Below are 20,862 nucleotides of genomic sequence, written 5' to 3'. Positions count from 1 at the left end.
TTCAAGCGCCGAAAACGCGACGGCCGCCCCAGTGGGGCGGCCGTTGTTCACGCATCAGCTGTTGTTGTGGTCGACCTTGATGGTCGGATCGCTGCCGGCAATCAGGTTGTGAATGTTGACCGTGGACCAGTTGTTGCCTTCCAGTTTGATCGTCACGTCCGGGGTGGCGGCTGCGGCATCGCCCGAGTTGAACTTGCCGCCCGAGCTGACTTGCAGCGACGACACGCCGTCGACCGTGGTGATCTTCAGGAAGTTGTCGATGGTGCTGCCGGTCTCGCCCTGCAACAGGTCACGCAGGTCGATGCGGTCGCCTTCGCTGGCCTTGAAGTCCTTGATCACGTCGTTGCCGGTGTCGCCTGCCTTCCAGACGAAGGTGTCGGCACCGGAACCACCGATCAGGATGTCGTTGCCCTGACCGCCGATCAGCGTGTCGTTGCCGGTGCCGCCGAGCAGGATGTCATTGCCCTTGCCGCCGTCGAGCAGGTCGTTGCCTCCCGAGCCGAACAGGATGTCATTGCCCGCGCCGCCCAGCAGCGTGTCGTTGCCGTCATGGGCACCGGACACATCGAACGCCTGATAGTGCTCGGTGATGTACTGGTGCACGTTGCTGGTGGTGACTTTGCTGACGTCGACCCCGGTTTCCTTGGCCACGAACGCCTGCATCGCCTGATAGCCCTCGCCGGCAATGCCGTTGAAGCTCACCAGGTCGCCGAACAGGATGTCGTTGCCATCGCCGCCGCTGACCGTGTCGTTGCCCGGCATCGTCGCTTCGGTGTGGCCGATGATCGAGTTGGCCAGGTCCTTCGGATCGATGTTGGTCTGTGGCGTCTTGTCCGAATCGTACGGTTTCAAATCGCTGAGGCTGACGCCGTTGTTGAGGCCGATCGCTTCGACGTTCGACAGACCGCTCAGCAGCGCGAAGCCGGCGGCGGAGTTGTCGGTGGTGTACGACGAGGTGCTGCTGCCGCTGCCGGCCAGGCTCGAGATCTCGTAGGTGCCGTCACCCTGTGCATGAATGGTGCCCAGGCTGTTCCAGTTCCAGTAGCCATTCTTGTACGTCTGCAACACGACCTCGCCGGAGGTGTTGATGCTCAGGTAGTGGGTGCTGTCGATGTAAGTCGCAAAGCTGTTGCCCAGCTTGTAGTTGCTGGTTTTCACCACATCATCGAGCTTCACGTTACCGTACAGCGTCGGGTTGGTCTGCTCGTTGCTCTGGTAGTAGGTCGGCTGGCCGTCGGTAATGAAGTACGTGAGGTTCTTCGCCCCGGTGTTGGCTACCGCTTCGGCGCTCTGGAAGAAGTTCGCCGTGGCCTTGAACACGTCCTCGTAGTTGGTGCCGCCGCCGGACGACATCGAGTCCAGCACGGCCTTGAGCAAGGTCAGTGCGTTCGGGTCGTTGAGGTTCACCGACACCGACTTGTTGACCTGGGTATCGAAGTCCACCAGGAAGATGTTCACCGTGCCCGAGTTGCTGCCCAGGCTCTGTTTGAGGGTGTTGAACACCGACGTCAGCGAATCCTTGGCCGCATTGATCGACGAGGCGCTCATACTGCCCGAGCTGTCGACCATGAACGCGATGTTGTAGTTGGTGCCCGGCACCACGGTCAGGCCGCCGATGTCGGCGACGATGATGTCGTTGCCGTCGGTGCCGGTGACGGTGTCGTCGGCCGAAGTGGCGACCACCGCGTTATATACCGCCGGCACCACGGTGACCGGGATGGTCGCAGTGGTGCTGGCCGAGCCGCCGACCTGCTCGGTGGAGGTCGAGGTCACGGTCAGGTTGAACTGGCCGTTGTAGTAGGTCGGCGGGGTCACGGTCAGGGTGCCGAGGTTCCAGCCGGTGACGTTGGCGTCGCCGCTGGTGGCGGTCACGGTGAAGCTGTGGCCTGCGCCATCGCTGAGCACCGAACCGACCGGTGCGCCGCTGATCTTGATGCTCAGGGTTTCCGAGCCGTCGGTGTCGGTCAGCGCGGTGCTGATCGACGACAGTTTCACCGTGGTGCCTTCGGCGCCTGTATTGAGCTTGTAGCCGTCGTAGTAGCCTTCGCCGTTGCTGCCGTGCAGATCGGAGACGGTTACGCTGGCATTCACCAGATCCTGCACGCCGGTGTAGATCGGCACGCCGGCACTGCTCAGGTCGATCGGTGTGCTGCCGTTGACCGACAGGTTGACGTCGTAGCTGCCTGGGCCGCTCTGGTTGTGGTGGTAGATGTCCAGGGTGTAGTAGCCGCTGGTGGTCGGGGTGAACGAACCGTTGAGGTTGCCGCCCGCGCCCCACGTCGTGGACGCCACGCTCTTGCCGCCGATGGTCACCAGCAGGCTGTCGTCACCGGTGCCGCTGAAGGTGTAGGTCTTGCCGGCTTCCAGATAAATCAGGCCCGAGGTTTTCGACGCAGTGCCGGCGGTTACGCTGCCGTCGGACTGCACGTTGTTCACGGTACCGCTGGTGTTCGGCTTGCCGGCACCGTCGATCACGTTTTTCAGGGTGGTCGAGTTGGCGCCGCTGCCGTCGGTGCCCAGGCCCGACAGACCGGTCCAGACTTCCTTGATCAGCCCGGTGGACTTCACGCTGTTGTCGGCCACCGACAGGGTCGGTGCATCCGCCACCGGGGTGATGTCGATCTTGATGGTGCCTGTGTTGCCCAGCAACTGGCCGTCGGTTGGCTGGAATTTGATCTGCGCGTAGTCGGCCTGATTGTTGCCAACGCCAGTGCCACCGTAACCGTTCACACCCGACTCGTTGGCATCCGGCAGGAAGCGCAACTTGCCGGCGTCGATATCGGCCTTGCTGAAAGTCTGGTTGTTGGCGACATCTTTCCAGGTCGAACCGTCCAGATACTGCAGTTTTCCTTCGCCCGGCAGCTGGGTGATTTTCACGCCCAGGCTGCTGGCCGGGCTGTCGACGTCGCTGACGCCGAAGGTCGACCAGCCGAGGATCAGCGGGGTGTCTTCGGTGCCGGTGACGTTGACCGGTGCAGCGACCGGCGCATCGTTGACCGCCACCACGTTGACCGTGGTGGTCGCGGTGTTGGAGTAGTTGCCGCCATCGGTCACGGTCACGGTGATGATCCGTGGCACGGTGCTCGGGTCTTCACTGCTGTTGGTGAAGCTGATGTTCTTGATGGCCTGCATGTAGTCGGCGAGCGTCGCGTTACCCGACAGGGTCAGGGTGACGGTGCCGTTGGTGCTGTTGGCGTTGATGGTAATGCCGTTGACGCTGTTGCCCAGGTTCAGCGCATCGCCGTCCTGACGGTTGGTCAGCACGACGGTGGCGCCGGTCAGCATGGTGCTGTCCGGGTCGGTGATCTTGATATCCGTGTCGGCAATCGACACGCCTGCGCCCGGGGTGTTCTCGGTGAAGGTCACCTTGTAGTCGGCACCCGTTGCACCGCTGGAGTTGTTGGCGTCGAGGTCGATGACCGGCGGAGCATCGTTGTCGATGATCGAGGTGCTGACGCTGCCATTGGTGCTGCTGACCGCCAGGTTTTCGAAGTTGCCACCGGTGGCCGAGTCGATCTTGACCACGAAGTTTTCGGTGCCTTCGGTGATCTTGTCATCGATGGTCGCGACGTTGAACTGCGCACTGCTGGCCCCCGCCGGGATTTTCACGGTGTACACGCCGGTGAAGTCCGAACCGTCGGCGGCGGTGCCGCTGTAGACGATTTTCAGAGTGACTTCGGTCTGCGCCGGGTTGGTCAGGCTGACGGTGTAGGTTGCGGTCTGGCCTTCGGTCACCGAGGTGCTGCCGGTGATGCTGACGGTGGTGGTGTCGATGGTGTCGGTGACGCTGGTCACTGCTGGTGTGGTGCTGGTGACCAGGTTTTCGAAATTGCCGCCGGTAGCGTTGGTGATCGTGGCCTGTACGTTGCCGGCGTCTTTGTAGACGTCATCGGCTGGCGCAGGAACGGTCACGGTGCCGGTGGTTTTGCCGGCTTCGATGGTGATCACCGAACCGTTGCTCAGGGTGACGGTCACTGGCGAGCCAGCGGCGTTGGTCAGGGTTGCGGTGTAGGTGATCGAGCCACCCTCGGCCACGGTGCTGGTCGCGCTGAGGGACAGGTTGGTGGTGTCGACGGTGTCGGTGACGGTGGTGCTGACCGGGGTCTTGTCTGCCACCAGATTCTCGTAGTTGCCGCCGCTTACGCCGGTGATCGCGTTGGTCAGTGGCGCATGACCATTCAACACGTCGTTCGGCGCGGTGGTGGTCACACTGCCGGTGGTTTTGCCGACTTCGATGGTGATCGACTGACCGTTGGCCAGGGTCACAGTCACAGGCGAGCCCGTCACTGGTGCGCCGACGGTCGCGGTGTAGACAACGTTGCCACCCTCGGCTGCCGTCGTGGTCGCGGTCAGCTTCACGGTGGTGGTGTCGATGGTGTCGGTAACGCTGGTTACGGCTGGCGTGGTGCTGGTGACCAGGTTCTCGAAGTTGCCACCGGTGGCGGATTTGATCGTGGCCTGCACGTTGCCGGCGTCTTTGTAGACGTCATCGGCTGGTGCAGGAACTGTCACGGTGCCGGTGGTCTTGCCCGCTTCGATGGTAATCACCGAGCCGTTGGACAAGGTCACGGTCACTGGCGAGCCAGCGGCGTTGGTCAGGGTTGCGGTGTAAGTGATCGAGCCACCCTCGGCCACGGTGCCGGTCGCGCTGAGCGACAGGTTGGTGGTGTCGATGGTGTCGGTGACGGTGGTCGAGACCGGCGTCTTGTCGGCTACGAGGTTTTCGTAGTTGCCGCCGCTGACGTTGGTGATCGAGTTGGTCAGCGGTGTATGGCCGGTCAACGCGTCGTTCGGCGCGGTGGTGGTCACGGTGCCGGTGGTTTTGCCGACTTCGATGGTGATCGACTGACCGTTGGCCAGATTCACGGTTACCGGCGAGCCAGTCACTGGTGCGCCGACGGTCGCGGTGTAGACCACGTTGCCACCTTCGGCCGCCGTCGTGGTCGCGGTCAGCTTCACGGTGGTGGTGTCGATGGTGTCGGTGACGCTGGTCACGGCCGGTGTGTTGCTGGTCACCAGGTTCTCGAAGTTGCCACCGGTGGCGTTGGTGATCGTGGCCTGTACGTTGCCGGCGTCTTTGTAGACGTCGTCCGCCGGGGCAGGAACGGTCACGGTGCCAGTGGTTTTACCGGCCTCGATGGTGATCACGGCGCCGTTGCTCAAGGTCACGGTCACCGGAGTGCCCGCAGCGTTGGTCAGGGTTGCGGTGTAAGTGATCGAACCACCCTCGGCGACCGAGTTGGTGGCGCTCAGGGACAGGTTGGTAGTGTCGACCGTGTCGGTCACGGTGGTGCTGACCGGGGTCTTGTCGGCCACCAGATTCTCGTAGTTACCGCCGCTCACGCCGGTGATCGCGTTGGTCAGTGGTGCATGACCATTCAATACGTCGTTAGGCGCGGTGGTGGTGACGGTGCCGGTGGTTTTACCTACTTCGATAGTGATCGACTGACCGTTGGACAGGGTTACGGTCACTGGCGAGCCAGTCACCGGCGCCCCCACGGTAGCGGTGTAGGTGACGGTGCCACCTTCAGCAGCTGTCGCGGTCGCGGTCAGCTTCACGGTGGTGGTGTCGATGGTGTCAGTGACGCTGGTCACCGCTGGCGTGGTGCTGGTGACCAAGTTCTCGAAGTTGCCACCGCTGGCATTGGTGATGGTGGCCTGCACGTTGCCGGCGTCCTTGTAGACGTCATCGGCTGGCGCAGGAACGGTCACGTTGCCGGTGGTTTTACCTGCCTCGATGGTGATCACGGCGCCGTTCGACAAGGTCACGGTCACTGGCGAGCCAGCAGCGTTGGTCAGTGTCGCGGTGTAGGTGATCGAACCACCTTCGGCCACGGTGCCAGTCGCGCTGAGCGACAGGTTGGTGGTGTCGACGGTGTCGGTGACGGTAGTCGAAACCGGGGTTTTATCAGCCACCAGATTTTCGTAGTTACCGCCGCTCACGCCGGTGATTGCGTTGGTCAGCGGTGCATGACCGGTCAGCACGTCGTTCGGCGCGGTGGTGGTCACGGTGCCGGTGGTTTTGCCGACTTCGATGGTGATCGACTGACCGTTCGACAGGGTCACGGTCACTGGCGAACCGGTAACCGGTGCGCCAACAGTCGCGGTGTAAGTGACGGTGCCGCCTTCAGCCACGCTGGTGGTGGCGGACAGTTTTACGCTCGTGGTGTCGATGGTGTCAGTGACGCTGGTCACCGCTGGTGTGGTGCTGGTCACCAGGTTTTCGAAGTTGCCGCCCGTGGCGTTGGTGATCGTGGCTTGCACGTTGCCGGCGTCTTTGTAGACGTCATCGGCTGGCGCGGCGACGGTCACGGTGCCCGTGGTTTTACCGGCTTCGATGGTAATGACGGCGCCGTTGCTCAAGGTCACGGTCACCGGGGTGCCCGCAGCGTTGGTCAGGGTCGCGGTGTAAACGATCGAACCGCCCTCGGCTACCGAATTGGTGGCGCTGAGGGTCAGGTTGGTGGTGTCGACAGTGTCGGTCACGGTAGTGCTGACTGGCGTCTTGTCGGCCACCAGATTTTCGTAGTTGCCGCCCGTCACGTTGGTGATCGCGTTGGTCAGCGGCGTGTGGCCGTTGAGCGCATCGTTAGGCGCCGTGGTCGTCACGGTGCCGGTGGTTTTACCCACTTCGATGGTGATGCTCTGGCCGTTCGACAGGTTCACGGTCACTGGCGAACCGGTCACAGGCGCACCCACGGTCGCGGTGTAGGTGACAGTACCACCTTCAGCTGCCGTCGTGGTCGCGGTGAGTTTCACCGTGGTGGTGTCGATGGTATCGGTGACCTGGGTCACGGCCGGAACAGTGCTCGGAACAAGGTTCTCGAAGTTGCCACCGGTGGCGGTCGAAATGGTCGCCTCGACTTTGCCGGCGTCTTTGTAGACGTCGTCCTTCGGCGCGTCGACGGTCACGGTGCCGGTGGTTTTGCCGGCCTCGATGGTGATCACGGCGCCGTTCGACAAGGTCACGGTCACCGGAGTGCCGGCCGGATTGGTCAGGGTCGCGGTGTAAACGATCGAACCACCCTCGGCTACCGAGCCAGTTGCACTCAGGGTCAGGTTGGTGGTGTCGACGGTGTCAGTGACGGTGGTCGAAACCGGGGTTTTGTCGGCTACGAGGTTTTCGTAGTTGCCGCCGGTTACGCCGGTGATCGCGTTGGTCAGCGGCGTGTGGCCGTTGAGCGCATCGTTCGGTGCGGTGGTGGTGACAGTGCCAGTGGTTTTGCCCACCTCGATGGTGATCGACTGACCATTGGCCAGGGTTACGGTCACAGGCGAACCGGTCACCGGTGCGCCAACGGTGGCGGTGTAAGTAACGGTGCCACCTTCAGCGGCCGTTTCGGAAGCGGTCAGCTTCACGGTCGTCGTGTCGATGGTGTCGGTGACTTCCGTTACGGCTGGAACGGTGCTCGGAACCAGGTTCTCGAAGTTGCCACCGGTTGCGTCCTTGATCGTGACTTCGACTTTGCCGGCGTCTTTGTAGACGTCATCGGCAGGCGCAGGAACGATCACGGTGCCGGTGGTTTTACCGGCCTCGATGGTGATGACAGCGCCGTTCGACAGGGTCACGGTCAGCGGGGTGCCGGCCGGGTTGGTCAGGGTCGCGGTGTAAACGATCGAGCCACCTTCGGCCACGCTGTCGGTCGCGCTCAGCGACAGATTAGTGGTGTCGACGGTGTCGGTCACGGTAGTGCTGACCGGGGTTTTGTCAGCGACCAGATTTTCGTAGTTGCCACCGCTCACGCCAGTGATCGCATTGGTCAGCGGCGTGTGGCCGTTGAGCGCATCGTTTGGCGCAGTGGTGGTCACGGTGCCGGTGGTCTTGCCCACCTCGATGGTGATCGACTGACCGTTGGACAGCGTCACGGTGACTGGCGAACCGGTCACAGGTGCGCCCACGGTCGCGGTGTAAGTGACGGTGCCACCTTCAGCTGCCGATTCAGTCGCGGTCAGTTTCACCGTAGTGGTATCGATGGTGTCGGTGACTTCGGTCACGGCCGGAACGGTGCTCGGCACCAGGTTCTCGAAGTTGCCACCGGTGGCGGTCGAAATGGTTGCCTCAACTTTGCCGGCGTCTTTGTAGACGTCGTCCTTCGGCGCATCGACGGTCACGGTGCCGGAGGTTTTGCCGGCCTCGATGGTGATGACAGCGCCGTTCGACAGGGTCACGGTCACCGGAGTGCCGGCCGGGTTGGTCAGGGTCGCGGTGTAAACGATCGAACCACCCTCGGCCACCGAGCCCGTTGCGCTCAGGGTCAGGTTGGTGGTGTCGACGGTATCCGTGACGGTGGTCGAAACCGGGGTCTTGTCGGCCACGAGGTTTTCGTAGTTACCGCCAGTCACCCCAGTGATCGCGTTGGTCAGCGGCGCATGGCCGTTGAGCGCATCGTTCGGCGCTGTGGTGGTGGTGGTGCCGGTGGTTTTGCCCACTTCGATGGTGATCGACTGACCATTGGCCAGGGTCACGGTCACAGGCGAGCCGGTTACCGGGGCACCAACGGTGGCGGTATAGGTAACGGTGCCGCCTTCAGCTGCCGATTCGGTCGCGGTCAGTTTGACCGTGGTGGTGTCGATGGTATCGGTGACGTTGGTCACGGCCGGAACGGTGCTCGGCACCAGGTTCTCGAAGTTGCCGCCAGTTGCATCCTTGATGGTGACTTCGACCTTGCCGGCGTCTTTGTAGACATCGTCTTTCGGTGCATCGACAGTCACGGTGCCGGTGGTTTTACCGGCTTCGATGGTGATCACGGCGCCGTTCGACAGGGTCACGGTGACCGGTGTGCCGGCCGGGTTGGTCAAGGTCGCGGTGTAAACGATTGAACCGCCCTCGGCTACCGAGTCAGTGGCGCTCAGGGTCAGGTTGGTCGTGTCGACGGTGTCGGTGACGGTGGTCGAAACCGGGGTCTTGTCGGCTACGAGGTTTTCGTAGTTACCGCCAGACACGCCAGTAATCGAGTTGGTCAGTGGGGTGTGACCGTTCAACGCGTCGTTCGGCGCGGTGGTGGTGACGGTACCGGTGGTTTTGCCCACTTCGATGGTGATCGACTGACCATTTCCCAGGGTCACGGTCACAGGCGAGCCGGTTACCGGGGCGCCAACGGTGGCGGTGTAAGTGACAGTGCCGCCTTCAACTGCGGACTCGGTCGCGGTCAGTTTCACCGTGGTGGTGTCGATGGTATCGGTGACTTCGGTAACAGCCGGAACAGTGCTCGGCACCAGGTTCTCGAAGTTGCCGCCGGAGGCATCCTTGATCGTGACTTCGACTTTGCCGGCGTCCTTATAGACGTCATCTTTCGGCGCATCGACGGTCACGGTGCCGGTGGTTTTACCGGCCTCGATGGTGATGACGGAGCCGTTGCTCAACGTCACGGTGACCGGGGTTCCAGCCGGGTTGGTCAGGGTGGCGGTGTAGGTGATCGAGCCACCTTCGGCCACCGAGTCAGTGGCGCTCAGAGTCAGGTTGGTGGTGTCGACGGTGTCAGTCACAGTGGTGCTGACCGGCGTTTTGTCGGCCACGAGGTTTTCGTAGTTACCGCCGCTCACACCGGTGATCGAGTTGCTCAGCGGCGCATGGCCGTTGAGTGCATCGTTCGGCGCGGTGGTGGTGACGGTACCGGTGGTCTTGCCGACTTCGATGGTGATCGACTGACCGTTGGCCAGGGTCACGGTCACAGGCGAGCCCGTCACCGGAGCGCCCACGGTGGCGGTGTAAGTGACAGTGCCACCTTCCGCCGCCGACTCGGTCGCAGTCAGTTTGACTGTGGTGGTGTCGATGGTGTCGGTGACTTCGGTAACGGCCGGAACAGTGCTCGGCACCAGATTCTCGAAGTTGCCGCCAGTTGCATCCTTGATGGTGACTTCGACCTTGCCGGCGTCTTTGTAGACATCGTCTTTCGGTGCATCGACAGTCACGGTGCCGGTGGTTTTACCGGCCTCGATGGTGATGACGGAGCCGTTGCTCAACGTCACGGTGACCGGAGTACCGGCCGGATTGGTCAGGGTGGCGGTGTAGGTGATCGAGCCACCTTCGGCCACGGTGCCGGTCGCGGTCAGTGTCAGGTCGGTGGTGTCGACGGTGTCGGTTACCGTGGTGCTGACGGGAGTCTTGTCGGCCACCAGGTTTTCGTAGTTGCCGCCGCTCACGCCAGTGATCGAGTTGCTCAGCGGTGTGTGACCGTTGAGTGCATCGTTCGGCGCGGTGGTAGTGATGGTACCGGAGGTTTTGCCCACTTCGATGGTGATCGACTGACCGTTGGCCAGAGTCACGGTGACCGGCGAGCCAGTCACCGGAGCGCCAACAGTGGCGGTGTAGGTGACGGTGCCACCCTCGGCCACCGACGTATCGGCGCTCAGTTTCACGGTCGACGTATCGATGGTGTCAGTCACTTCAGTGACGGCCGGAACGGTGCTCGGAACCAGATTCTCGAAGTTGCCGCCGGACGCATCCTTGATGGTCACTTCGACTTTGCCGGCGTCTTTGTAAACGTCATCGGCCGGAGCCGGAACGGTCACGGTGCCAGTGGTTTTACCCGCTTCGATGGTGATCACCGAGCCGTTGCTCAGGGTCACGGTCACTGGCGTGCCAGCCGGATTGGTCAGCGTGGCGGTGTAAACGATCGAACCGCCTTCGGCCACGGAACCTGTAGCGCTCAAGGTCAGGTTGGTGGTGTCGACGGTGTCGGTGACTGACGTCACGGCCGGCGTCTTGTCGGCGACCAGGTTTTCGTAATTGCCGCCGCTGGTGCCGTCGATTTTCACGCTCAGCGTGTTGCCGCCGGCCAGTGCATCGTTCGGCGCGGTGTAGTTGACGCTGGCGCTGCTGGCGCCGACCGGGATGGTGATGGTCTGGCCGTTGGACAGGGTCACGACCACTGGCGAGCCGGTCACCGGTGCGGTGACGGAGGCGGTGTAAACCACCACGCCGCCTTCAACGGTGCTGGCCGTGGCGCTCAGGGAAACGGTACTGGTATCGATGGTGTCGGTGACGTCGGTCACCGCCGGGGTCTTGTCGACCACCAGGTTTTCAAAGTTGCCGCCGGTGGTCTTGGTGATGCTGGCGTCGACTTTGCCGGCGTCCTTGTACACGTCGTCGCTCGGTGCGGCGACGGTGATGGTGCCGGTGCTCGCGCCTTTGGCGATGTTGATCACCGCGCCGTTGCTCAGGGTCACGGTCATGGCCGTGCCGGCCGGGTTGGTCAGGGTCGCGGTGTAGACGATCGAACCGCCCTCGGCGATCGAACCGGTGGCGCTCAGGCTGATGTTGGTGGTGTCGACGGTGTCGGTGACTTTGGTCACCACAGCCGTACGGTTGGCATCGACCTGTTCGAAGTTGCCGCCGCTGTGGCTGGCAATCGCGGTCTGCACCTTGCCGCCATCAATGTAAGGCGTATTGGCCGGCGCAGGGAAATTCACCGAACCGCTGGTGGCACCGGCAGCGATGTTGATCACCGCGCCGTTGGCCAGGGTCACGGTCATGGCAGTGCCGGCCGGGTTGCTCAGGGTCGCGGTGTAGGTGATCTGGCCACCTTCGCTGACGGTGTCGCTGGCGCTCAGGGTCAGCGTGGTCTTGTCGATGGTGTCGTTGACCGTGGTGCTGACCGGCGTCTTGCTGACGTCGAGCTTCTCGAAGTTGCCGCCGCTGGCATCGGTCATGGTCACGGTGAGCTTGCTGACATCCTTGTAGACGTCATCGCTCGGCGCCGGGATGGTCACCGAACCGCTGGTCTTGCCGGCCTCGATAACGATGGTCTGGCCGTTGCTCAGGTTGACGGTCACCGGCGTCTGCGCGGCGTTGGTCAGCGTTGCGGTGTAAGTGATCGACGTGCCTTCGAGCACATAGCTTTCGGCGCTGAGGGTCAGGTGCGTGGTGTTGATGGTGTCGGCGACGTTGGTCACCGCTGGCGTCGGGTTGGCCACCAGGTTTTCGAAGTTGCCGCCGGAAGTGTCCTTGATGGTCACTTCGACTTTGCCGGCGTCTTTGTAGACGTCATCGGCTGGTGCGGGAACGGTCACGGTGCCAGTGGTTTTGCCGGCTTCGATGGTGATGACGGAGCCGTTGCTCAACGTCACGGTCACCGGGGTGCCGGCCGGATTGGTCAGGGTCGCGGTGTAGACGATCTGCCCGCCCTCGTTGACGTTGCCGGTGGCGGTCAGCGATACGGTGGTGGTGTCGACGGTGTCGGTGATGGTGGTGCTGACCGGCGTTTTGTCGGCCACGAGGTTTTCGTAGTTACCGCCGCTCACACCGGTGATCGAGTTGGTCAGCGGTTCATGGCCGGCCAGTACGTCGTTCGGCGCCGTGGTAGTCACGGTGCCGGTGGTTTTGCCGACTTCGATGGTGATCGCCTGACCGTTGGCCAGGGTCACAACCACAGGCGAGCCGGTTACCGGGGCGCCCACCGTCGCGGTGTAAGTAACGGTACCGCCTTCCGCCGCCGACTCGGTCGCGGTCAGTTTGACGGTCGACGTGTCGATGGTATCGGTGACCTGGGTCACGGCCGGCACAGTGCTTGGCACCAGGTTTTCGAAGTTGCCACCGGTTGCGCCGGTGATGGTCGCTTCGACTTTGCCGGCATCCTTGTAGACGTCATCGGCAGGCGCTGGAACGGTCACGGTGCCGGTGGTCTTGCCGGCTTCGATGGTGATGACCGCGCCGTTGCTCAAGGTCACGGTCACCGGCGTGCCGGCCGGATTTGTCAGCGTCGCGGTGTAGATGATCGAGCCGCCCTCGGCCACGGAATCGGTGGCGCTCAGGGTCAGGTTGGTGGTGTCGACGGTGTCGGTCACGGTGGTGCTGACCGGGGTTTTGTCGGCGACCAGATTCTCGTAGTTGCCGCCGCTCACGCCGGTGATCGCGTTGGTCAGCGGTGCGTTGCCGGCCAATGCGTCGTTCGGTGCTGTGGTGGTCACGGTGCCGGTGGTCTTGCCCACTTCAATCGTGATGCTTTGGCCGTTAGCCAGGGTTACGGTGACCGGCGAGCCAGTTACGGGCGCTCCAACTGTCGCGGTATAAGTGACGGTGCCGCCCTCGGCCGCTGACTCTGTCGCGGTCAGTTTGACCGTGGTGGTGTCGATGGTGTCGGTGACTTCAGTGACAGCCGGAACAGTGCTTGGCACCAGGTTCTCGAAGTTGCCGCCGGTGGCGTCCTTGATGGTCACTTCGACTTTGCCGGCGTCTTTATAGACGTCATCGGCAGGCGCCGGAACGGTCACGGTGCCAGTGGTTTTACCCGCTTCGATGGTGATGACGGAGCCGTTGCTCAACGTCACGGTCACCGGGGTGCCCGCAGGATTGGTCAGCGTCGCGGTGTAAACAATCGAACCGCCCTCGGCGACAGTGCCGGTGGCGCTCAGGGTCAGGTTGGTGGTGTCGGCAACGTCGGTAACCGTGGTCGAGACCGGGGTCTTGTCGGCCACCAGATTTTCGTAATTGCCGCCGGAAACGCCGGTGATCGAGTTGGTCAGCGGTGCGTTGCCAGCCAATGCGTCGTTCGGCGCGGTGGTGGTCACGGTGCCGGTGGTTTTACCCACTTCGATGGTGATGGTCTGACCGTTGGACAAAGTGACAGTCACCGGCGAACCGGTGACTGGTGCGCCAACCGTAGCGGTATAAGTAACGGTGCCGCCTTCTGCAACCGAAGTATCAGCCGTCAGTTTGACCGTCGACGTGTCGATGGTGTCAGTCACTTCGGTGACAGCGGGAACAGTGCTTGGCACCAGATTCTCGAAGTTGCCGCCGGTGGCGTCCTTGATGGTGACTTCGACCTTGCCCGCGTCTTTGTAGACGTCATCGGCAGGCGCCGGAACGGTCACGGTGCCGATGGTTTTACCGGCGTCAATGGTGATGACGGCGCCGTTGCTCAACGTCACGGTCACCGGCGTACCCGCAGGATTGCTCAGCGTCGCGGTGTAGACGATCGAACCGCCTTCCGCCACGGAACCGGTGGCGCTCAGCGACAGGTTGGTGGTGTCGATGGAGTCGGTGACGGTAGTAGTCGCTGGCGTCGTGTTTGGCACCAGATTCTCGAAATTGCCGCCGGTAGCGCCGGTAATCGTGGTGCTGACGGTGCCGCCGTTGTTGTAGACGTCATTCGGTGCGGTCGGCACGTTGACGCTGCCGGTGGTCTGGCCGGCGCCGATGGTGATGGTCGAACCGTTCGACAGGGTGACGGTCACCGGCGTCTGCGCCGGGTTGGTCAGGGTCGCGGTGTAGGTGATCTGGCCACCTTCGACCACAGTGCCGGTAGCGGTCAGGGTCAGGCCGGTATTGTCGATCGAGTCGGTGATGGTGGTCACCACCGGTGTCGGGTTCGGCACCAGGTTTTCGAAGTTGCCGCCCGTGGCACCGGTGATGGTGGTGGTGACGGTGCTGCCGTTGTTATAGACGTCATTCGGTGCGGTCGGCACGTTGACGGTGCCGGTGGTCTGGCCGGCGCCGATGGTGATGGTCGAGCCGTTGGACAACGTGACGGTCACCGGCGTCTGCGCCGGGTTGGTCAGGGTCGCGGTGTAGGTGATCTGACCGCCTTCGGTCACGCTTGGGCCGGCCGTCAGGGTGACGGTGGTGGTGTCGATGGTGTCGGTGACCTGGGTCGTGGCCGGGGTGGTCGGCGGGGTCACGGTGATGCCGTTGCCGCCGGTGGTACCGGTGACGGTCACGTCGATCTGGGTCGGGTCGTTATAAACAGTGTCGTTCGGCGCCAGGGGCACGTTGACGGTGCCGGTGGTGGAACCGGCCGGAATCACGATCACCGCACCGTTGGACAGGGTGATGGTCAGGTCGGTCAGCGGCGCCTGGGTCAGCGTTGCGGTGTACACCAGCACGCCGCCGGCTTCGGTGATGCTCGGCGTGGCGCTGAGGTTCAGGGTCGATTCGCGCAGGGCATTGGCGTTGGTGTCGGTGGTCTGGCCGCCGGGGATGTTCTGCGCGGCCTGGCCTGCAGCGTTGATGCCCGCAGTCGGGAAACCGATGGTTGGGTCGACGCGGCCGGCGGTCGCATCGAGCATCACGAAGCTGTGACCACCGCCGGCGGCACCGCCAGTCCCCGCGGCACTCGGGCCGGCAGCGGTGGCATCAAGAGCGGTGGTCGGGTCGACACCGGCGGCGATGGCTTGTTGCAGCTCTTCTACCGACGGCGCGGCTTGCGCGGTGGCTTCGGCCAGGTCGGTGCTGGAATCCGGGGTATCGGCGCTCCACTGAGTGTCACGGCCCAGATCGATCGTGCGGCCATCGGCCAGTTCCAGGGACACGGCGCCGGAAACGCCGGTGTCGACCTGATCGCCGGCAAACAGCCGGTCGCCTTCAACGAGTACGCGACGGACGCCCTCTGGGGACACCACGAAAACCTGACCGACAATGCTTTTGACGATGGCAACAACACTGCTCATTGAAGACTCTCCGGGTGTCACGTTCAGTTGACTTCCATAGACCTGATGGCTGTCTGCGCCGATTCAGTCTGGACGTACTTTTAAAAAAAGAGGAAACAAAGTTGACGCTGCTGTTCGTCAATATTTTGGCTAGATTCTTTCGCTATTAACTTTATGCCAAACTATTGACCTTCTGGGTGCCATCCTAAACAATCGTCCCAGTAATGTCACATTGATATTTATGCGGCGACCTGCCCTTCAGCGTGTGATCCAGTTCCGGTTTTAAACTTTCCGACATACGGTCATTCCGGTTGCCATCTTCCGACGCAGCTCACCAATTTGCTGTGATTCAAGACAAGAAGTTCTGGGAAATCTTTACCATGCGTTCGCACCTGCTCAAGGCTCTACCCTTCGCTCTCGCCGCCTCTTTCGTACAAGCACAATCCTTACCAGAAGCCATGCAGCAGGCGCTGGATGTCCATCCGGAAATCCAGGCAGGGGTCAACAGTCGGCTGGCCGCGGATTATCAATTAAAGGCTGCAAAAGGTGGATACCTGCCCAAGGTCGATCTGCTGGGCGGTTATGGTCGTGAAGGCACCGACAGCGTGACCACCCGCGCCAATGGTGGCGGCAATCACTGGGAAACCCTGAACCGCAGCGAGTCAAGTTTACGTCTGTCGCAAATGGTTTTTGACGGTTTTGCGACGTCCAGCGAAGTCGGGCGTCAACAAGCCACCGTCAACTCCCGCGCGTATTCCCTGCTCGGCACTTCCGAGCGCACCGCGCTGACCGTGGCCCAGGTTTATCTGGATGTGCTGACCCGTCGCGAATTCGTGCGTCTGGCCGAAGAAAACCTCAAAAGCCACCAACGTATCTACGACCAGATCCAGCTGCGCACCCAGCGCGGCGTCGGCAGCGGTGCCGACCTCGATCAGGCCGAAGCGCGGATGGCCCAGGCCCGCAACAACCTGATCACCGAGCAGACCAACCTCGCCGACTCGGAAACCAATTTCCTCAGCGCCGTCGGCCAGATGCCCGATCAGTTGGAGCGTCCGGCGCCGTTCATGGCGATGATGCCGGCCAACCTGAATGAAGCGCGCCAGCAGATGCTGGAAAACAGCCCGATCCTGCGTTCGGCCGAGTCCGATATCGCCGCGGCCGAGAAGCAATACGAGACTGCCAAGTCGACCTTCTACCCGCGCTTCGACGCCGAGCTGGGCCGCACTGCCGACAACGACCTCGACGGCCAGAACGGTCACAACAACGAATGGCAGGCCATGTTGCGCATGCGCTTCAACCTGTATTCGGGCGGCAGCAACAAGGCGGATCTGGAATCCAAGTCCTACCTGTCGAACCAGGCGCTGGACATCCGCAACAACGCCTTGCGCCAATTGAATGAAGAGCTGGGCCTGGCCTGGAACGCCCTGAACAACGCCAACGCCCAGGTGCCGATCGCTCAGCAGTACGTTGATCACAGCACCTCGGTGCGCACTGCTTACCAGCGCCAGTTCAGCCTCGGCGAACGGACCCTGCTGGATTTGCTCGACAGCGAAAACGAGCTGTTCACCGCTTCGCGGCGTCTGGCTGAAATCAAAAACATTCAGTTATTTACTCAGTATCGAATCAAGGCGACCATGGGCGAATTGCTCAAGAGCCAGGGAGTGGTCGCACCCTTGGCATCCGTTGTGCAGAACGACGTGAAGCCCAAGGTTCAGCTGCCTGGGATGAATTGAGTTGTCCCTTTTCAACTGCTAAAGAGTGTCGAGCGTGGAATCAGAAGTCAGTCGAGTTCATCTCAGTCATGATCCACGCGCGTTGCACGACGATCCTTTACTGGATGGTCTGCTCGCTCTTTGCATGCTCCACCAGAAACCTGCCAGCGCGGCGATGCTGACCACCGGCCTGCCGCTGCCCAAACAACGCCTGAGTGTCGAGCTGCTGCCCCGTGCAGCGGCGCGCGCCGGGCTGCAAGGGCGGGTGCTGCAGCGCAAGCTCGAAGAAATTCCGGCGATTGCCATGCCGGCGCTTTTGCTCCTCAAGGATGGCCGCAGTGCCGTCCTGCTCGGCTGGCAGGGCGAGAACGAAGCACGGGTGCTGCTCAGCGAAAGCGACGGCGGCGAATCCCTGGTCAGCCGCGAGCTGCTGGCCGACGACTACACCGGCAAGGTGTTCTTCGCCCAGCCCCAGCACAAATTCGACGTCAACCACGGCACGCTGATCCCGCGTGCGCGCTCGTGGTTTCGCGACACCCTCAAGCGTTCGCGCTGGCTGTATGCCGACGCCATCGCCGCCAGTTTCCTGATCAACATCATCGCCATGGCCGCGCCGCTGTTCGTGATGAACGTCTACGACCGCGTGGTGCCGAACCAGGCCGAAGCGACCCTGTGGGTGCTCGCGCTGGGCATCACCGGCGCCTATCTGTTCGACCTGATCCTCAAGAGTCTGCGCAGCCTGTGCCTGGATCTGGCCGGCAAGAAAACCGACCTGATCATCTCCGCCACGCTGTTCGAACGCATCGTCGGCATGGCCATGAAATACCGCCCGGCGCGGGTCGGGAGCTTTGCCCAGAACATTCATGAGTTCCAGAGTCTGCGCGACTTCCTCGCCTCGCTGACCCTGACCAGCCTGATCGACCTGCCGTTCACCATCCTGATCTTCATTGTCATCGCGATTCTCGGCGGGCATCTGGTGTGGATTCCGGTGCTGGCCTTCCCGATTGCGCTGCTGATCGGCTATGCCTTGCAGAAACCGCTGGTGGCAACCATGGAACGCACCATGGCCCTCGGCGCCGAGCGTCAGTCGAGCCTGATCGAAACCCTCGCCGGCCTCGACGCGGTGAAGGTCAACAACGCCGAAAGCGAACGCCAGTACCAGTGGGAACAGACCATCGGCACCCTCAGCCGTCTCGAGCTGCGGGTGAAAATGCTCTCCGGTCTGGCGATGAACATCACCCTGCTGATCCAGCAACTGGCCGGGGTGATCATGATCGTCTTCGGCGTGTACCAGATCATCGCCGGCAACCTGAGCATGGGCGGCCTGATCGCCTGCTACATGCTCAGTGGCCGCGCCCTCAGCCCGCTGGCGTCGCTGTCCGGTCTGCTGACCCGCTACCAGCAGGCGCGGGTGACCATGACCTCGGTCGACCAGATGATGGAGTTGCCGCAAGAGCGCAATTTCGAAGAACGCCCACTGAGCCGCAAGGTGCTGCAAGGCGCGATCGAATGCCGCCAGCTCAGCTTCACCTACCCGGAACAACAGAACCCGGCGCTGAAGAACATCAACCTGGTGATCCGTCCCGGCGAGAAGATCGGCATCATCGGCCGCAGCGGTTCCGGCAAGAGCTCACTGGCGAAACTGCTGGTCGGCCTCTATCAGCCGGACGACGGTGCGTTGCTGGTGGACGGCGTCGACATCCGCCAGATCGACGTCAGCGAGCTGCGCTACAACATCGGCTACGTGCCCCAGGACATCCAGCTGCTGGCCGGCACCCTGCGCGACAACCTGATTTCCGGCGCTCGTTACGTCGAAGACGAACTTGTCCTGCAGGCCGCTGAACTGGCCGGCGTCCACGAATTCGCCCGACTGCACCCGCAGGGTTATGAGCTGCAAGTCGGCGAGCGCGGGCAGAACCTGTCCGGTGGTCAGCGCCAGAACGTCGCCCTGGCCCGGGCGCTGTTGCTCAATCCGCCGATTCTGTTGCTCGACGAACCGACCAGCGCGATGGACAACACCGGCGAAGAACGCCTCAAGCAACGCCTCGCGGCGGTGGTGGAAAACAAGACCGTGGTGCTGGTGACGCACCGGGCATCGCTGCTGTCGCTGGTCGATCGCCTGCTGGTGGTCGACCGTGGGCAGATTCTCGCCGATGGCCCGAAAGCGGCCGTGATGGAAGCGTTGAAGAAGGGGCAGATCAGTGTTGCTTAAGTCGGGTTTCAAGGATTCGATCCGCCGCTACTTCAAGGGCTCGGCATCGCTGCAGGGCCAGCCGCTGCCAGAGGTCAACAAGGCCTTGATCGAGGACGCGCCGCGCGTGGTGCGGCTGACGATCTGGGCGATCATCGGTTTCTTCGTGTTCCTGATGCTGTGGGCCAACTTCGCCGTCATCGACGAAGTGACCAAGGGCGACGGCAAGGCGATTCCCTCGTCGAAGATCCAGAAAATCCAGAACCTCGAGGGCGGTATCGTCTCCGAGCTGTTCGTCAAGGAAGGCCAGATCGTCGAGGCCGGCGCACCGCTGGTACGCCTGGATGACACGCGATTCGCCTCCAACGTCGGTGAAACCGAGGCTGATCGGCTGTCGATGCTGCTGCGGGTCGAGCGCCTGAGCGCCGAGGTCGATGACCGGCCGCTGAATTTCCCCGAGGACGTGCTCAAAGCCGTGCCGGGTCAGGCGAAAAGTGAAGAATCGCTGTACATCAGCCGTCGTCAGCAATTGCACGACGAGGTCGGTGGCCTGCAGGAACAGTTGATTCAGCGCCAGCAAGAGCTGCGCGAGTTCACCTCGAAGCAGGCGCAGTACCGTCAGCAACTGGGTCTGCAACGCCAGGAAATCAACATGTCCGAGCCGCTGGTGGCTCAGGGCGCGGTATCGCCGGTGGAAGTGCTGCGACTCAAGCGTGCCGAAGTGGAAACCCGTGGTCAGCTCGACGCCACCACCCTGGCGATCCCGCGCGCCGAATCGGCGATCAAGGAAGTACAGCGCAAGATCGACGAGACCCGCGGCAAATTCCGCAGCGAAGCCCTGACTCAGTTGAACGAGGCGCGCACCGACCTGAACAAGGCCCAGGCCACCGGCAAGGCGCTGGAAGACCGGGTCAGCCGTACGCTCGTCACCTCGCCGGTGCGGGGTATCGTTAACAAGATGCTGGTCAACACCATCGGCGGCGTGATCCAGCCGGGCAGCGACCTGCTGGAAATCGTGCCGCTGGACGACACCCTGCTGGTCGAAGCGAAGATCCGCCCGCAGGACATCGCGTTCCTGCATCCGGGCCAGGAGGCCACGGTGAAATTCACCGCGTACGACTACACCATCTACGGTGGTCTCAAGGCCAAGCTGGAACAGATCGGCGCCGACACCATCACCGACGAAGACAAGAAAACCACCTACTACGTCATCAAGCTGCGCACCGAGCGCAGCCATCTCGGCACTGACGAGAAGCCGTTGCTGATCATCCCCGGGATGGTGGCGTCGGTGGACATCATCACCGGCAAGAAGACCGTGCTGAGCTATCTGCTCAAGCCGATCATCCGGGCGCGGGCCGAGGCGTTGCACGAACGCTAGATCTTTATTGGCCTTTCCGGCCTCTTCGCGAGCAAGCCCGCTCCCACACTCGACTGCGTTTTTCCAGAGACACGCGATCGAGTGCGGGAGCGGGCTTGCTCCGGGCGGCGATCCGACGAAGGCGTCTGTCGGAACAACACATTCCGTCCAGAAGTGACACAAATGGTCACTCACCATCCAGTCCATTCCTAAGCATTCGCCATATCGTTATTCGT

4 protein-coding genes are annotated in these 20,862 nt (G+C 62.4%); 3 read left to right on the top strand and 1 reads right to left on the bottom strand.

Going from position 1 to position 20,862, the window contains the following annotated elements:
- Positions 1–54: 54 nt before the first annotated feature.
- The gene (locus tag ACM6JM_RS02805; RefSeq protein WP_414881301.1) at positions 55–15,387 is read right to left on the bottom strand and encodes a LapA family giant adhesin; all 15,333 of its coding nucleotides are present in this window, start codon (positions 15,385–15,387) and stop codon (positions 55–57) included.
- A gap of 359 nt (positions 15,388–15,746) precedes the next feature.
- On the opposite strand from ACM6JM_RS02805, the gene ACM6JM_RS02800 reads away from it, so the two are divergent.
- Genes ACM6JM_RS02800 through ACM6JM_RS02790 form a run of 3 tightly spaced genes read left to right on the top strand, consistent with a single transcriptional unit; the run spans position 15,747 to position 20,647 of the window.
- On the top strand, positions 15,747–17,099 hold the full coding sequence (locus ACM6JM_RS02800) for a TolC family outer membrane protein (RefSeq protein WP_085667779.1): 1,353 nt from the start codon (positions 15,747–15,749) through the stop codon (positions 17,097–17,099).
- 34 nt (positions 17,100–17,133) lie between these two features.
- A complete protein-coding gene (locus ACM6JM_RS02795) occupies positions 17,134–19,290 on the top strand; it encodes a type I secretion system permease/ATPase (RefSeq protein WP_039773034.1) in 2,157 nt (718 codons plus the stop codon).
- Positions 19,280–20,647 (top strand): HlyD family type I secretion periplasmic adaptor subunit, encoded by a 1,368-nt coding sequence (locus tag ACM6JM_RS02790; RefSeq protein WP_011331851.1) that lies wholly within the window; start codon positions 19,280–19,282, stop codon positions 20,645–20,647. Before ACM6JM_RS02795 ends, ACM6JM_RS02790 begins: the two co-directional genes overlap by 11 nt.
- The last annotated feature ends 215 nt before the right edge of the window (positions 20,648–20,862 follow it).

The sequence above is a fragment of the Pseudomonas sp. IT-P2 genome (assembly GCF_949767575.1).
GTDB lineage: Bacteria > Pseudomonadota > Gammaproteobacteria > Pseudomonadales > Pseudomonadaceae > Aquipseudomonas > Aquipseudomonas pharyngis.
Note: the sequence above shows the minus strand (reverse complement) of the source record. Positions and strands in the feature narration are given on the sequence as shown.

Excerpts from the sequence above, each read along its gene's own strand:
- ACM6JM_RS02805 (WP_414881301.1), bottom strand. The coding sequence starts at position 15,387 with ATGAGCAGTGTTGTTGCCATCGTCAAAAGCATTGTCGGTCAGGTTTTC.
- ACM6JM_RS02800 (WP_085667779.1), top strand. The coding sequence starts at position 15,747 with ATGCGTTCGCACCTGCTCAAGGCTCTACCCTTCGCTCTCGCCGCCTCT.